The sequence below is a fragment of the Streptomyces sp. NPDC021096 genome, from assembly GCF_040641275.1.
Lineage (GTDB): Bacteria > Actinomycetota > Actinomycetes > Streptomycetales > Streptomycetaceae > Streptomyces.
Genome location: NZ_JBFADG010000004.1, coordinates 369521 through 385405, shown reverse-complemented (window position 1 = coordinate 385405; position 15885 = coordinate 369521). Strand labels below are relative to the sequence as shown.

General features: G+C 73.0%; 12 protein-coding genes. 2 read left to right on the top strand and 10 right to left on the bottom strand.

The features are described from left to right. Positions 1-3: 3 nt before the first annotated feature. Entirely contained in the window at positions 4-174 is a 171-nt protein-coding gene (locus tag AB0G59_RS10255; RefSeq protein ID WP_177337874.1) for a hypothetical protein, read from the bottom strand. Between the two features lie 96 nt (positions 175-270). Between AB0G59_RS10255 and AB0G59_RS10250 the strand changes: the two genes are divergently transcribed. Further along, complete coding sequence (locus AB0G59_RS10250; protein ID WP_360909912.1) at positions 271-1362, top strand: M48 family metallopeptidase; 1092 nt, start codon at positions 271-273, stop codon at positions 1360-1362. 6 nt (positions 1363-1368) lie between these two features. Here AB0G59_RS10250 and AB0G59_RS10245 read toward each other — a convergent pair whose 3' ends face one another. The 5 genes from AB0G59_RS10245 to proB form a co-directional block, all read right to left on the bottom strand. Next, positions 1369-2442 (bottom strand): hypothetical protein, encoded by a 1074-nt coding sequence (locus tag AB0G59_RS10245; RefSeq protein WP_360909910.1) that lies wholly within the window; start codon positions 2440-2442, stop codon positions 1369-1371. Between the two features lie 184 nt (positions 2443-2626). Next, the gene (locus tag AB0G59_RS10240; protein ID WP_360909908.1) at positions 2627-3256 is read right to left on the bottom strand and encodes a hypothetical protein; all 630 of its coding nucleotides are present in this window, start codon (positions 3254-3256) and stop codon (positions 2627-2629) included. Between the two features lie 55 nt (positions 3257-3311). Next, entirely contained in the window at positions 3312-4622 is a 1311-nt protein-coding gene (locus AB0G59_RS10235; protein ID WP_071963331.1) for a glutamate-5-semialdehyde dehydrogenase, read from the bottom strand. Positions 4623-4722: 100 nt separating this feature from the next. Further along, positions 4723-5166 (bottom strand): hypothetical protein, encoded by a 444-nt coding sequence (locus AB0G59_RS10230; protein WP_360909906.1) that lies wholly within the window; start codon positions 5164-5166, stop codon positions 4723-4725. 231 nt (positions 5167-5397) lie between these two features. Next, positions 5398-6516: a glutamate 5-kinase gene (gene proB / locus AB0G59_RS10225; protein WP_360909904.1), complete on the bottom strand. Its 1119-nt coding sequence runs from the start codon at positions 6514-6516 to the stop codon at positions 5398-5400. Between the two features lie 275 nt (positions 6517-6791). Between proB and AB0G59_RS10220 the strand changes: the two genes are divergently transcribed. Then, positions 6792-8888, top strand: a complete 2097-nt coding sequence (locus tag AB0G59_RS10220; RefSeq protein WP_360909902.1) for a hypothetical protein — start codon at positions 6792-6794, stop codon at positions 8886-8888. A gap of 94 nt (positions 8889-8982) precedes the next feature. On the opposite strand, the gene obgE is transcribed toward AB0G59_RS10220, so the two are convergent. From obgE to AB0G59_RS10200, 4 genes are all read right to left on the bottom strand, one after another. Next, positions 8983-10422 carry a GTPase ObgE gene (gene obgE / locus AB0G59_RS10215; protein WP_360909900.1) on the bottom strand — a complete coding sequence of 480 codons (1440 nt, stop codon included), beginning with the start codon at positions 10420-10422 and terminating at the stop codon, positions 8983-8985. A gap of 127 nt (positions 10423-10549) precedes the next feature. After that, positions 10550-10804, bottom strand: a complete 255-nt coding sequence (rpmA, locus tag AB0G59_RS10210; protein ID WP_071963337.1) for a 50S ribosomal protein L27 — start codon at positions 10802-10804, stop codon at positions 10550-10552. A gap of 14 nt (positions 10805-10818) precedes the next feature. Continuing rightward, the gene (gene rplU / locus AB0G59_RS10205) at positions 10819-11139 is read right to left on the bottom strand and encodes a 50S ribosomal protein L21 (protein ID WP_071963338.1); all 321 of its coding nucleotides are present in this window, start codon (positions 11137-11139) and stop codon (positions 10819-10821) included. A 241-nt stretch (positions 11140-11380) separates the two neighbouring features. After that, entirely contained in the window at positions 11381-15670 is a 4290-nt protein-coding gene (locus tag AB0G59_RS10200) for an Rne/Rng family ribonuclease (protein WP_360909898.1), read from the bottom strand. Between the last annotated feature and the right edge of the window lie 215 nt (positions 15671-15885).

The window sequence follows — 15885 nt, the reverse complement described above, 5'->3', positions numbered from 1 at the left end:
CGCTCAGTCCTTCTTGCCGTACCCGCGCAGCAGGAACCAGGCGAGGAAGACGACGCCGACCACGCCGACGATCAGGACCGTGCGCAGCACCGCGCCCGGGCCAGTGTCGCCCTTGGAGACGGCGAGGACCTCGGTGAACCCGGGATGCGTGGTGAAACCATTGATGAGGGGCATGACTCCCACGGTAGCCATGCCGGGGCCACGGCCTAGGCTGGGGTCCGGAAGCCGGGGGACGGGCCATCGACAAGGCCACTGAGGGGGTCTTTCCACATGAGCGACAGCCACACCGACAGCCACGAGCGGGCGCCGGGCCGCGACCGCAGGCGCTTCCCCGACATCTCCTCGCGCGCGTACGAGCATCCGGCGGATCGTTCCGCCCTGGTGGCGCTGCGCAAGCTGAGCGGCTTCGACACGGTCTTCAAGGCCCTGAGCGGGCTGCTGCCCGAGCGCAGTCTGCGGCTGTTGTTCCTGTCCGAGTCGGTGCGGGTGAGCGAGCAGCAGTTCGCGCATCTGCACGCGATGCTGCTGGACGCCTGCTCCATCCTGGACATGCCGAGGGTCCCGGCGATGTACGTCACGCAGGATCCGCAGCCCGGCGCCATGTGCGTCGGCCTGGACGAGCCGATCATCGTGGTCACCACCGGTCTGGTGGAGCTGCTGGACGAGGAGGAGATGCGGGCGGTCGTGGGCCACGAGGTGGGCCACGCCCTCTCCGGGCACGCCGTCTACCGCACGATCCTGCTGTTCCTGACCAGCATGGCCGTGAAGGTCGCCTGGATCCCGCTGGGCAACATCGCGGTGATGGCGATCGTGACGGCGCTGCGGGAGTGGTTCCGCAAGTCCGAGCTGTCGGCGGACCGGGCGGGGCTGCTGGTGGGCCAGGACCTGCGGGCCTCCATGCGGGGGCTGATGAAGATCGCGGGCGGCAACCACCTGCACGAGATGAACGTGGACGCCTTCCTCGCCCAGGCGGAGGAGTACGAGAGGGGCGGCGACCTGCGCGACTCCGTACTGAAGATCATGAACGTGCTGCCGCGCAGCCACCCGTTCACGACCGTGCGGGCGGCGGAGCTGAAGAAGTGGGCCGAGAGCCGCGACCACCAGCGCATCATGGACGGCCACTACCCGCGCCGGGCGGAGGACAAGGACGCGTCGGTCTCCGACTCCTTCCGTCAGTCCGCGAACCACTACGCCGATGCGGTGCGCTCCAGCAAGGACCCGCTGATGGGGCTCGTGCGGGACCTGGCGGGCGGGGCGTCGGACCTGGGCGGCAAGCTGCGGGAGACGTTCGGGGGGCGCGGGGGCGCCGCGACGCCGCCGAAGGCTCCCGGGGACGGTGGGCGGGACACACCGGGGTCCTGATCCGGTTCAGCGCCGCAGCGTCGGCTGGGACGACGGGGACAGGGCGCCGCAGAGGTCGGAGGTCGTGGGGCCGGGGGCGTAGGGGTCCGTGCCGTTCGGGCCCGCGGTGCTCGCCTTCTGGCCGGCCAGCAGCGGCCGCAGATAGCCGGCGTCGTCCGCCGAGCAGGACTGCGGCCCTGCCAGCAGATAGCTCTGCAGCACCTGTACGTGGTGTTCCTGCAGGTCGTCGCGATCGAAGCGGAAGCGCATCGTGCGCCGCACGGTGAACAGCGACGCCTCCTCGGGCCCCTTCGCGGCGCGGACGGCGTAGACGAAGGTGTGGTCGGAGGAGACCTCCAGGGCGGCCGGGGACGCCTCGGTGATCGAGAAGGTGCCCTGGGTCCGCACGGTGCGGTCGGCGAGGGCCACCTGGGCGGGGTCGAAGCGGATCAGCCAGCCGGTGGCGGCGTACCGCCCGTCGTCGGCGGGGCGGGACAAGCTCCGGTCGAACTGGGCCAGTTGGGAGGGGGCGAGCAGCAGCCGGACGGTGCGGTGGCCGCCGCCGGTCAGGACGGCCGGGTCGAGGGCGGACTTGACCGTGTACTCCTTGGCGGTGGCCAGGGCGGCCATCACCAGGCTCTCGGAGAAATTCTGCGTGCGGCGTGCGGCCGGAAGGGTGACGCCCTCGGCGCCGTCGCGGAACTGGGCGGCGGGGCTGCTGTCGAAGAGGTCCTTCACGGCGGTGGCCCCGGGCACCGGGTCACGCGGCGCGAGCGGCACGATCGCGGTGCGCAGGGCCTCGGCGGTGGGCGGCCTCGGCTCCTTGTAGGGGTGGCGCAGGCCCATGTAGACGGCCGTGCCGAAGGCGAGGGCGATCAGCATCACCAGGAGCAGCACCTGACGCGAGGCGCTGACGCGGGCCCAGGCGTGCCGGGTGCGGACGGCCGGGGCGTGGTCGTCCATGCGCTCGCGGGCGGAGAACTCCTGGAGCCGGGCAGCACGGACGAACGATTCGTCGAACACGACGGATCGGTACTCTTCGTCGCCACCTCCCTGGGGGCCCTCGGGCGTGCCCTCAGGGGGGTCTCCAGGCCCGTTCATATCTCAAGAGTAGGTCTGCGGAGCGCCTGGTAAACGCCCTGGTACGCGACAAGTTCTGACGAAATTTCAAGCTGCCGGGCCGGGATCGCCAATCCTGGCCAGGCGGTAGCACTCCGTGACGAAAGGACGGAGGGTAGCGCCGAATGACGGAGGGTGACCGCCCCGGCGTGACGGACGGTGACGGTCAGCGAGGGGGCGGCACGGCGGAGGCCACGGGCGGTTCGGTGTCGACCGAGACCGACGGCAGCGGGTGCCGCTGCTGCCGCTCCCCCACCGGGGCGTCCACGCCCGTGGTGGCGGGCGTGGGCGCGGGGCCCTGCCGGTTGCCCGAGGAGGCGCCGCGGTAGACGGCGGTGAAGGCGAGGGCGATCACGCCTATGCCCATGACCACCGCCAGCACCCAGGCCACCGGGCGGTGCCAGCGGGCATGGCCGCGGTAGGGCCCACGAGCCGTGCCGTACCGCCCGTAGGGGCCGTAGGCGTCGTCCGGGTCGAGGTCCCTGGCGAGGCCGTGCAGCTCCCCCAGGCGGTCGGCGTGGCGCCCGGGCGGGCCGTAGCCGTCGTCGGGGGCGTCGTCGTACGGGTCGTCGTCGGCGGGGCCGCCGCCGGCCCGGGCGCGCGCGGCATCGGTCTCCGCACGGGCCCGGTCGGCGGCGAGCATCCGCTCGACCGCTGAGGGTTCGTGGACCGCGGCGGACCGCACGAACTCCTCGTCGAAGACCACGGAGGCGAACACGTCGTCCGCGTCTCCATGGCGGTGGCTCTCGGGCTCCTCGCCGTCCGGGAACGGCTTGCCCCCCACGTCGTCCGGCACCCGTCCAGCGTAGACCCGAACCGGTCAATCCGCGCGACCGGTACGGGAATTCGGCCTACCGCCCCCGGACGTGACCGTCGCCGGTGACGATGTACTTGGTCGAGGTCAGCTCCGGCAGACCCATCGGGCCGCGTGCGTGCAGCTTCTGCGTGGAGATGCCGATCTCGGCCCCGAAACCGAACTGGCTGCCGTCGGTGAAGCGGGTGGAGGCGTTGACCGCGACCGTCGTGGAATCCACCAACTGGGTGAACCGGCGAGCGGCGGCCTGCGAGGTGGTGACGATCGCCTCGGTGTGGCCGGAGGTCCACAGCCGGATGTGGCGCACGGCCGCGTCCAGGTCGTCCACGACGGCGGCGGCGATGTCGTACGAGAGGTACTCGGTCTCCCAGTCCTCCGTGGTCGCGGGCACCACGGTGGCGCCGGTGTCCGCGGCCGCGGCCGCCTCCACCACCCGCTCGTCGCCGTGCACGGTCACGCCCGCCTCCGCGAGCGCGGCCAGGGCGCGCGGCAGGAAGCGCCCGGCGATGTCCTGGTGGACCAGCAGGGTCTCGGCGGCGTTGCAGACGCTGACCCGGCTGGCCTTGGAGTTGATCAGGATCTCCACGGCCATGTCGAGGTCGGCCTCGGCGTCGACGTACACATGGCAGTTGCCGGTGCCCGTCTCGATGACCGGGACGGTGGACTCCTGGACGACCGTGCGGATCAGCGAGGCGCCGCCGCGCGGGATCAGCACGTCGACCATGCCCCGGGCGCGCATCAGCTCCCGGACGGACTCCCGGCTCTCGCCCGGCACCAGCTGCACGGCGTCCGCGGGCAGCCCGGCCCCGCCCACCGCGTCGCGCACGACGCGCACCAGGGCGGTGTTGGAGGCGTACGCGGAGGACGAGCCGCGCAGCAGGACGGCGTTGCCCGACTTCAGGCACAGGGCGGCGGCGTCCACGGTGACGTTGGGTCGGGCCTCGTAGATGATGCCGACGACGCCGAGCGGCACCCGCACCTGGCGCAGGTCGATGCCGTTGGGGAGCGTGGAGCCGCGCACGACCTCGCCCACCGGGTCGGGCAGGGCGGCCACGTCGCGCACGTCCTTGGCGATGGCCCGCACCCGCTCGGCGGTCAGGGTCAGCCGGTCGACGACGGACTCGCTGGTGCCGGCGGCCCGGGCCTTGGCGACGTCCTCGGCGTTGGCGTCGAGGATCTCGCGGGTACGGACCTCCAGCGCGTCGGCGATGGCCAGCAGCGCCTCGTCCTTCACCGAACGTGGCAGCGGCGCGAGCTCGGCGGCCGCGGCACGGGCACGGTAGGCGGCACGCAGCACCGGGGACTGCGGCATCGGGTCGGCAAGGGGGGAGGGGAAGACACTGCTCATGGCCGCAGCCTAACCGTGCGACAGGCCGCGACCGAGCGGTATTCCACACTGCGGGACGTCCGGTACCGGGCAGCGGGAAGGTGCCGGGGCCGGCGGTCGGCTAGAAGGGGTGCACCCCGACCGGAGTGGCCGGCAGGGGTCCGCAGCCCTCGGCGATGCGCTGGTGGTAGGTCTCGCGGTCGATGACCTCCAGGCCGACGATCTCCCAGGGCGGGAGCTGGGCGGTGGAGCGGTGCTCGCCCCACAGCCGCAGCGCCACGGCCGCCGCGTCGTGCAGATCGCGCGCCTCCTCCCAGTAGCGGATCTCCGCGTGGTCGTTGGCATAGCGGCTGGTCAGCAGGAACGGATGGTCGTGGGCGAGCTGCTCCAGCGCCCGCCGGACCTCCTTGAGCGGCGACTCCGCGCCCGAGACGCTGAGGGTGATGTGCCACAGCCGCGCCACGTCGTCAGCATCCGCCCGCTCCCCCGTGTCACCTGACCCGACGCTGGTCAGTGTCCGCCCAGCCGTCCCTCGGGGCAGCGCCCCTGGGCGCCCTCGTCTCACCGGCGGCCTCCTGTTGTTCGCCGCTCCGCGCGCGTGCGGCGGAGCCTGTGGTGCGTGGGCCCGTGCGTCCTTCACGGCGCCCTGCATCAAAGTTGACCAGTCGGCGGGCGGCCGCGTGGCGGTTTTACGGAAAGGCCCCATGGAAAGGCTGTCCTTACCGGCGGTTTCTCGTCCGTGGATAACGCCCGTCAGCGATGCGGCATGCCCGCATCGCCGTGCGGCATGCCCGTATCAGCGGCGCAGGACGACCAGATCGTCACGGTGCACGACCTCGCGCTCGTAGCCCGGTCCCAGGTCACGGGCCAGATCACGGGTGGAGCGGCCCAGCAGCTGGGGGATCTCGCCCGCGTCGTAGGTGACCAGCCCGCGCGCGACGGCCCGGCCCGCGGGGTCGCGCAGCTCGACCGGGTCGCCCGCGCTGAATTCACCCTCGACCGCGGCGATGCCCGCCGGCAGCAGCGAACCGGTCCCCTCGATCACGGCCCGTACGGCCCCGTCGTCCAGCGTCAGGGCGCCGCGCGGGGTGGAGGCGTGCGCGAGCCACAGCAGCCGGTCGGCGGAGCGGCGGCCGGTGCGGTGGAAGAGGGTGCCGGTGGCCCGGCCCCGCAGGGCGTCGGCGGCCTGGCTGGCGGAGGTCAGCACGACCGGGATGCCGGCCGCCGCCGCGATCCGGGCGGCCTCCACCTTGGTGACCATGCCGCCGGTGCCCACGCCGGCCTTGCCGGCGCTGCCGATGGAGATCCCCTCCAGGTCCGCCGGCCCGCGGACCTCGGCGATCCGCGAGGTGCCCGGGGTGCTGGGATCACCGTCGTAGAGTCCGTCGACATCCGACAGCAGCACCAGCAGATCGGCCCGTACGAGATGGGCTACGAGCGCGGCCAGCCGGTCGTTGTCGCCGAAGCGGATCTCGTCCGTGGCCACCGTGTCGTTCTCGTTGACGACCGGGACGGCACCCATCGACAGCAGCTGGTCGAGGGTCCGGCGGGCATTGCGGTAGTGCGCGCGGCGGCTGGTGTCGTCGGTGGTCAGCAGCACCTGGCCCACGCGGCGGCCGTAGCGCGCGAAGGAAGCGGTGTAGCGGGCGACCAGCAGCCCCTGGCCGACGCTGGCGGCGGCCTGCTGGCGGGCCAGGTCGCGCGGCCGCCGGTCCAGGCCCAGCGGCGCGAGCCCGGCGGCGATGGCGCCGGAGGAGACCAGCACGATCTCCTTGTCCGCGGCCGCGTCCTTGCCGTCCCCGACGCTCTTGGCCAGCGCGTCGACGAGGGCGTCAACCCGGTCGGCGTCCAGACCCCCGCCCGCGGTGGTGAGTGACGAGGATCCCACCTTGACGACGATCCTGCGGGCTGCCATGACCTCTTGCCGGGCCGTGTCCGACGCCCCTGCCCCTATCAACGGAAGTACACCTCTGTCTTCACCGATGCTGTGCCTGCGGCCGTATCTGCTGAGGTCCGCAAATCTACCGTCTGACGATTGCGGGCGTTCGACCCTGTTTTGTGACGGTTGACGTCGTGGAAGATTGCTCCTTGCCCAGCGGCCGTCATACGGTCGGTGGTCGACCGTCGTCCTCCACAGTGTCTTCCGACGGTTCCCCCCTGCCCCAAGCCCTCCTGCCAGGAGCCCCTCCAGTGCCTTCTGCCGGAACAGCCTCCCGCCGAGCAGTGCAGCTCGCGGTGCTGCTCTCGATGCTGGTGTTCTTCACACTCCAGCTCGTCGGCGCGCTGCTGCCCCATGTGCCGCTGCTGATCACCGCCTCGGCGACGGGTCTCGCCCTCGATCTGTACCTGCAGCATCGCGACCCCGGTCTGGTCGCCGTGCTCGGAAAGATCCGCTTCGACGTCATGGTGCGCCAGCTGCTGCGCGACATGCTCGTCCTGATCGGGCTGCTGCGGCTGCACGGCGACGGATCCCTGCGCGGCTACGCACCCGTCATCGTCGGTCTCGCGCTGTTCTACGCGGCCCACCTCGGCTGCCAGGTCACCGCGATCCTCGTCCGCAGAAGCCGCACCCTGCCGTTCCTCACCCGGAACATCGACGCCTCGGGGCTGCACCTGACCGAAGCGCCGCCGCGCCTGCTGGCCCGCCAGCACGGCCGACGGCTGCTGCGCTTCACCACGCCGGCCACGGCGGGCCTGCTGGTCACGGCGGCCACGGAGGACACCCTGTGGGCGGAGGCCGGCGTGGGCGTCGCCCTCGCCCTGGCCCTGGGCGGCACGGTGCACCTGGCGAGCTGGCTGCGCCCCGCCAAGCGCATCGCGGGCGAACAGCAGGCACTGGAGTGGCTCGACCGGTGGCTGGCCGCCTACAAGCCCACCGTCGGCATGTACTTCTCCGGCGGCACGAGCTCGGCCTACCAGGCCAACATGTGGCTCTCGACCCTCGCCGCGCTGGACGGCAAGCCCGTCATCGTGCTGCGCGAGCGCTTCATGGTGCAGAAGATCGAGGCCACGGACGTGCCGATCGTGTGCATCCCCAAGGTCGTCCATCTGATGGCCCTGGAGAAGTCCTCGCTGAAGGTGCTGCTGCACCCGGCGAACTCCGGCAAGACCTCCCAGGTCCTGCGCATGCCCTCCATCAAGCACGCCTTCACCAACCACGGCGAGAGCGACAAGCTCTCCAGCTGCAACCCGTACTCCAAGGCGTACGACGAGGTCTGGGTCGCCGGCCCGGCCGCCCGCGAGCGCTACCAGCTCGCCGACATCGGCGTCGAGGACAAGGACGTCGTCGAGGTCGGCCGCCCCCAGCTCGCCCCCATCAGGCCCGCCGGCGCCCCGGGCGAAGCCGCGGCCGAACGCTTCACCACCGTCCTGTACGCCCCCACTTGGGAGGGCTGGGACGGCAACCCCGGCAACACCTCGGTGATGCTCGCCGGCGAGAACATCGTCCGCGCCCTGCTCGCCGACCCCAAGGTCCGCCTCCTGTACAAGCCGCACCCCATGACCGGCTCGGTCGACCCGCGCGCCGGCCAGGCCAACGCGCGCATCCAGGCGCTGATCCACGAGGCCAACGCGGCCCGGTCGGGGTCCCGCCCGGGAGCGGAGGCGGCGGCGGAACTGGCGCGCCGCACGGCCGAGCTGGAGCGGCTCACCACCAGCGCCTTCCGCGACAGCGCCGACGAGATCGAGCGGATGCTGGTGCAGTCCACCCCGGAGACGGGCCGCGCCGCGACCGTAGAGGCCGCCACGACCGACTGGGAGAACGCCTACTGGGCCTCGCTGCCCGACTGGGAGCACCAGGTCATCACGACCGCGCGCCCGGCGCTGTTCAGCTGCTTCAACGAGTCGGAGCTGCTGATCAGTGACGTCTCGAGCGTCGTGTCGGACTACCTGATCAGCGAGAAGCCGTACGCCGTGGCCAACACCAGCGGCATGGACGAGGAGGAGTTCCGCGCGAACTTCCCGACGGTGAGCGCGGCCACGATCCTCACGCCCGAGGCGGAGGGCGTGGACGGCCTCCTGGCCACGGTTCGCGACCCCGCCCTCGACACCCTCGCCGGGGCCCGTGCGGAGCTCAAGGAGCGCCTCCTGGGCCCCTCCGACCCACCTTCGCTGGTCCGCTTCAACCGGGCCGCGCTGGCGCTCGCCGCGAAGGCGGACGAGCGGCGGGAGCGGATGGAGGCCCGCTCCTCGGACATCCCGGCCCCGCGGGCGTCGGCGACGGCCGACGAGGCCGAGGCCGAAGCCCTGCCGGAACCGGCGGAGGAGCCGGCGGTCTCCGTCACCTGAGAGCACCCGGGGCTCGGCCCCGGACTCCGCAACGAAAACGCCGGACGGGCTGCGTGTGCAGCCCGTCCGGCGTTTTCGTCCGGCCCGTCAGGGATTACGAGAACGGGTTGAAGCCCTCGTACTCCTGGTCCGCCTCGTCGCGCGCGGCGTCACGGTCACGGCGGCGCTGCGCCGCCGGACGCGGGGCCTCGAGGCGGTGGTCCTCACCACGGCGGCCCAGCATCTCCGCACCGGCGGCCATCGACGGCTCCCAGTCGAAGACGACCGCGTCGTCCTCGGAGCCGATGGCGACGCCGTCGCCCCCGCGGGCACCGGCCTTCATCAACGCGTCCTCGACGCCGAGGCGGTTGAGGCGGTCGGCCAGGTAGCCGACGGCCTCGTCGTTGTTGAAGTCGGTCTGGCGCACCCAGCGCTCCGGCTTCTCGCCGCGCACGCGGTAGATGCCGTCCTCCTCCAGGGTGACGGTGAAGCCCGCGTCGTCGACGGCCTTCGGGCGGATGACGATGCGGGTCGCCTCCTCCTTCGGCTTGGCGGCGCGCGCCTCGGCGACGATGCCGGCCAGGGCGAAGGACAGCTCCTTCAGACCGTGCCGGGAGACGGCCGAGACCTCGAAGATCTGGTAGCCGCGGGCCGCCAGCTCGGGGCGGATGATGTCGGCGAGGTCCTGGCCGTCGGGGATGTCGACCTTGTTCAGGACGACGATGCGCGGCCGGTTCTCCAGGCCGCCGTACTCCGCCAGCTCGGCCTCGATGACGTCGAGGTCGGTCAGCGGGTCGCGCTCGGACTCCAGGGTCGCGGTGTCCAGGACGTGCACCAGCACCGAGCAGCGCTCGACGTGGCGCAGGAACTCCAGGCCCAGGCCCTTGCCCTGGCTGGCGCCGGGGATCAGGCCGGGGACGTCGGCGATGGTGTAGACGGTCGCACCGGCCGTGACGACGCCCAGGTTCGGGACGAGCGTGGTGAAGGGGTAGTCCGCGATCTTCGGCTTGGCGGCCGAGAGCACCGAGATCAGCGAGGACTTGCCGGCGCTCGGGTAGCCGACCAGCGCCACGTCGGCGACGGTCTTGAGCTCCAGGACGATGTCCTGCTCCTGGCCCGGGACGCCCAGCAGCGCGAAGCCGGGGGCCTTGCGGCGGGCCGAGGCCAGCGCCGCGTTGCCCAGGCCGCCGCGGCCGCCCTCGGCGGCCACGTACGTGGTGCCCTCGCCGACGAGGTCGGCGATGACGTTGCCGCGCTTGTCGAGGACGACCGTGCCGTCCGGGACCGGCAGGACCAGGTCCGTACCGTCCTTGCCGGAGCGGTTGCCGCCCTCGCCCGGCTTGCCGTTGGTGGCCTTGCGGTGCGGGCTGTGGTGGTAGTCCAGGAGCGTCGTGACGGACTGGTCGACGACCAGGGTCACGTCACCGCCACGGCCGCCGTTGCCGCCGTCGGGGCCGCCCAGCGGCTTGAACTTCTCACGGTGGACGGAGGCGCAGCCGTGGCCTCCGTTACCCGCGGCGACATGCAGCTCGACGCGGTCCACGAAGGTGGTCATAGCGGTGTGCCTCCAGATACGTACAGGGGATGTCTCTGTTGTAACGCAGCAAGGGCGGACCCGCTTCCCCGCAGGGAAGGGAGGTCCGCCCTCGCTTATCGCTCTACGGCGTCAGGATCCCGTTGGATCAGACGGCCGGAACGATGTTGACGACCTTGCGGCCACGGTGGGTGCCGAACTGCACCGCACCGGCCTGCAGCGCGAACAGGGTGTCGTCGCCACCGCGACCGACACCGGCGCCCGGGTGGAAGTGGGTGCCACGCTGGCGGACCAGGATCTCACCAGCGTTGACGACCTGACCGCCGAAGCGCTTCACGCCGAGCCGCTGGGCATTGGAATCGCGACCGTTCCGGGTGGACGATGCGCCCTTCTTGTGTGCCATGTGTTCTCAGTCCCTTACTTCGCAGCCGTGGGGATGCCGGTGATCTTCAGCGCGGTGTACTGCTGGCGGTGACCAATGCGCTTGCGGTAACCGGTCTTGTTCTTGTACTTCAGGATGTCGATCTTGGCACCCTTGTGGTGGTCCACGATCTCGGCCTGGACCTTGATGCCCGCCAGGACCCACGGGTCGCTGGTGACGGACTCGCCGTCGACCACGAGCAGCGTGGAGAGCTCGACCGCGTCGCCCACCTTGCCGTCGGAAATCTTGTCAACCTCGACGATGTCGCCCACAACAACCTTGTGCTGGCGACCACCGCTACGCACGACTGCGTACACGCGGATCTCACTCTCGCTAGTAAACGGGACCTCTGATGCCAGCCGCTCGCACGGGCCGGGGCCCATGACAGTCCAGGAGGACGAGCGGCCTCTCCCCGCCTCGACGGCCGGGAGGGATGTGCTCAGTGGTGTGGCGCCAAACAGACGCCGACGGTCAAGGTTACGGGGCCTTGACCAGGGGGTCAAACCGGGCCCCGCCGGGCGGGCCGGAGAATCCGGCCCGCCCGGCGGGTGAGGACCGTCAGGCCTCCGTGGAGGACTCGGCGGCCTTCTTCGCCGTCTTCTTGGCGGGGGCCTTCTTGGCGGTCTTGGTGGCCGCCTTCTTGGCCGTCGCCTTCTTGGCGGTGGTGGTCTTCTTCGCCGCCGCCTTCTTCGCCGTGGCGGCCTTCTTCGCCGGGGCCTTCTTGGCCGCCGTCTTGCGGGCCGTCTTCTTGGCGGGGGCCTCCTCGGCCATCACCTCGACGTCGGCCTCGGCCACGACCAGCGGCTCCTCGACGGGCGCCGGCTCCGGCTCCGCCGGGGCGGCGGGCGCGGTGACGACGACCACGGCCGTGTCCTCGGCCGTGGCGGGCGAACCCGCCGGGGCGGACGCCCTGCGCGTCACCCGGCGCCGCGGCCGTGCCGGAGCCGCCTGCGGGGCGGCCTCGGGCTCGGCGACCGGCGCGGCCTCCTCGACGACCGGCTCGGCCACCGGCTCGGCGACGACCTCGACGACCTCGGCCGGCGCGGCAGGCTCGGCCTGCTCCACGACGATCTCCGGCTCCGGCTGCGCGGCCTTGGGGGCACCCGCCGGGGCGGACGCCTTGCGGGTCGCCCGGCGGCGCGTACGGCCACCGCGGCGGGACGCCGCGGCCTCGGCCTCGGCAGCGCTGCCGTACCACTCGTCCTCGGACTCGACCGCCGGCTGCAGCTCCGCCTCGGTCACCGCGACGGGCTCCAGCTCGGGCTCCTCCGCGACGGCCTCGGGGGCCAGGGCGGCGGGCTCGACGGCGGGCTCGGGGGCCTCGACGGCCGCCTTGCCCTTCTTCTTGCCGCGCTTGCCGCCACCGCCGCCGCCACCGACGGTCGTCGGCTGGTCCATGTGGACGATGACGCCGCGGCCGTTGCAGTGGACGCAGGACTCGGAGAAGGACTCCAGCAGGCCCTGGCCGACCCGCTTGCGGGTCATCTGGACCAGACCCAGCGAGGTGACCTCGGCGACCTGGTGCTTCGTACGGTCCCGGCCCAGGCACTCCAGCAGGCGCCGCAGCACCAGGTCCCGGTTGGACTCCAGCACCATGTCGATGAAGTCGATCACGATGATGCCGCCGAGGTCACGCAGCCGCAGCTGGCGCACGATCTCCTCGGCCGCCTCCAGGTTGTTCCTGGTGACCGTCTCCTCGAGGTTGCCGCCCTGACCGGTGAACTTGCCGGTGTTGACGTCGACGACGACCATCGCCTCGGTCCGGTCGATGACGAGCGAACCGCCGCTGGGCAGCCAGACCTTGCGGTCCAGCGCCTTCATCAGCTGCTCGTCGATCCGGTACGTGGCGAAGACGTCGACGTCCGACGTCCACTTCTGCAGCCGGTCGGCCAGGTCGGGGGCGACGTGCGAGACGTAGCCGTGGATGGTCTCCCAGGCGCCGTCACCGCTGACGATGACCTTGGAGAAGTCCTCGTTGAAGATGTCGCGCACGACGCGGACGGTCATGTCCGGCTCGCCGTACAGCAGGCTCGGCGAGCTCGTCGAGATCTGCTTCGACTTCTTCTGGATCTCTTCCCACTGCGCCTGCAGGCGCTCCACGTCACGGCGCAGCTCGTCCTCGCTCGCTCCCTCGGCCGCGGTGCGCACGATCACGCCGGCGTCCTCGGGGACGATCTTCTTGAGGATCTGCTTCAGGCGCGCGCGCTCGGTGTCGGGCAGCTTGCGGCTGATGCCGGTCATCGAGCCCTCGGGCACGTAGACCAGGTAGCGGCCGGGCAGGGAGACCTGGCTGGTCAGGCGGGCGCCCTTGTGACCGATCGGGTCCTTGGTGACCTGGACGAGCACGGACTGGCCGGACTTCAGCGCGGTCTCGATGCGGCGCGGGCCGTTGCCCATGCCGAGCGCCTCGAAGTTGACCTCGCCGGCGTACAGCACGGCGTTGCGGCCCTTGCCGATGTCGACGAACGCGGCCTCCATGGACGGCAGGACGTTCTGGACCTTGCCCAGGTAGACGTTGCCGACGTAGCTGGTGGCCTGCTCCTTGTTGACGAAGTGCTCGACGAGGACGTTGTCCTCCAGCACACCGATCTGGGTGCGGTCGCCGTTCTGGCGCACGACCATGACCCGCTCGACGGCCTCACGGCGGGCCAGGAACTCGGCCTCCGTGATGATCGGCACGCGGCGGCGGCCCTGCTCGCGGCCCTCGCGGCGGCGCTGCTTCTTCGCCTCCATGCGGGTCGAGCCCTTGATGGACTGGACCTCGTCGAAGCCCGTGCCGCCCTCGGTGCGCGCGGCGCGCTCACGCGGCTCGCGGACCTTGACGACCGTACGCTCCGGCTCGTCCGCGCCCGGCTCGGTCTCCAGCGCCTCGCCGCTGCGACGACGGCGACGGCGACGACGGCGGCTCCCGGCGGACGCGAAGGCGCCCTCCTCGTCCTCCTCGGCCTCTTCCTCGGCGGCGGCCTCGGCTTCTTCGGCCTGCGGCTCCTCCTCGCCGGCCTCGGCCTCGGCGGCCTCGCCACGGCGACGACGGCGGCCACCACGACGACGACGGCGCGAGGGACGCTCGCCCTGCTCCTCGTCCTCGGCCGCGGCTTCCGTCTCCTCGGCGGTCTCCGGCTCCTCCTCTTCGGCCTCGGCCTCGGGCTCCGCCGTCACGACGGTGGGCTCGACGACGACCTCGGCCTCGGCGGGCTCGCCACGGCGGCGGCGACGGCGACGGCCACCGGCGGCGGGCTGCGCGGCCTCGGCGGCGGGCTGCTCCTCCTCCGGCGCCTCGGCGGCGGCCGCAGCGGCGGCGGCAGCGGTCTCCGGCGTCTGGAACATCGGCTCGGTGAACACCGGCGCCTGGAACACGGCGGTCGGCGGGCGCACGGCCCGGCGGCGCGTACGGCCGCCCTCGGCGGGAGCCTGCTCGGCCTCGGCGGCAGCGGCGGTACCGGCGCGCACGGCGCGACGACGGCCACGGGTGCCCTCGGCCGGCGCCTCGGCGGCGGGCTCGGCGGCCTGCTCCACGGCTTCGGCGACGGGCTCGGCGGCACGGCGGCGCGTACGACGGGCCCGCACGGGCTCGGCGGGCTCGGCAGCGGGGGCCTCGACGACCTCGGCAGCCTCGGCGGCGCCCTGCGGCGAACCGGCCGGAGCCGACGCACGACGCGTCGCACGACGACGCGTACGAGCGGGGGCGGCGGCCTCCTCGGCGACGGGCTCGGCCGCGACGGCGGGCGCCAGGGTGATGGCCTGGGGGGCCTCGACGGCCTCCTCGGCCACCTCGGTGGCCTCGACGGGCTCGATCACCTGCGGCGCACCGGCCGGAGCCGACGCACGGCGCGTGGCACGGCGACGCGGACGGGCGGGGGCGGCGGGCGCCTCCTCGGCGACCGGCTCGGCCTCCACCTCGGCGACGACCTCGGCGGCCTCCTCGGCCTCCACCTGCGGCGCACCCGCCGGAGCGGTCGCCTTACGAGTGGCACGACGACGCGTACGCGCCGGAGCGGCGGCAGGAGCCTCGGGAGCCTCCTCCGCAGCGGCCTCGACAGCCGGGGTCTCGACGACCTCGGCAGCCTCGGTGGCGCCCTGCGGCGCACCGGCCGGAGCCGACGCACGGCGCGTCGCACGACGACGCGGACGGGCGGGGGCGGCGGGCTCCTCGGCAGGCGCCTCGGCGACGGCCTCGGGGGCCTCGACGACCGGGGTCTCCACGACCTCGGCGGCGCCCTGCGGCGAACCGGCCGGAGCCGACGCACGACGGGTCGCACGACGACGCGTACGAGCGGGGGCGGCGGGCGCCTCCTCGGCGACCGGCTCGGCCTCCACCTCGGCGACGACCTCGGCGGCCTCCTCGGCCTCCACCTGCGGCGCACCCGCCGGAGCGGTCGCCTTACGAGTGGCACGACGACGCGTACGCGCCGGAGCGGCGGCAGCAGCCTCGGGAGCCTCCTCCGCAGCGGCCTCGGGCGCCTCGACGACGGCCTCGGCGGCCGGCGCGGCCACCTTGCGCGTGGCGCGGCGACGGGTGCGGGCGGGCTTCTCCGCCTCGGCCTCCTCCGCCGGGGCGGCGGGCTCGGCCACGGCCTCGGCGGCCTGGGGTGCGGCGGCGGTGGTCTTGCGGGTCGCACGGCGGCGCGGGCGGGCCGGGGTCTCCGGCGCGGCCGGAGTCTCGGCGGCCTCCGCGGCCGGCTCGGCGGCGGCCGTCACGGCCGCCTCCCCGGCGGGCGGACCCGCCGGGCGGGACGCCGCCCGGCGACGACGCCGCGGGGGCAGCGTGTCGCTGGGGGAAGCGTCTGTGGTGTTGCCGGGCGCGTTCTGCGCGGCCCCGGCCTCGGTGGGCTCAATGGATTCGAGCATGCGGGCGGTTCTCCCGTCACGCTCCCGGGCGCCGCGTCGTGGTCCGACCCGCCGGTCCGCGTAATGAGCGCGGTACCGCCGTCCGGGGCGCGGTCGCCGCACGGGAGCTGTCGTCTCGCTCGCCGGCTCCGAAGCTCATCGGCACCGGCGAAAGTCTCCTGGTCAGTGCGCCTGCCGCACCGGGTGGCTCCCTGGTGGACCGGCGGCGCTTCGAC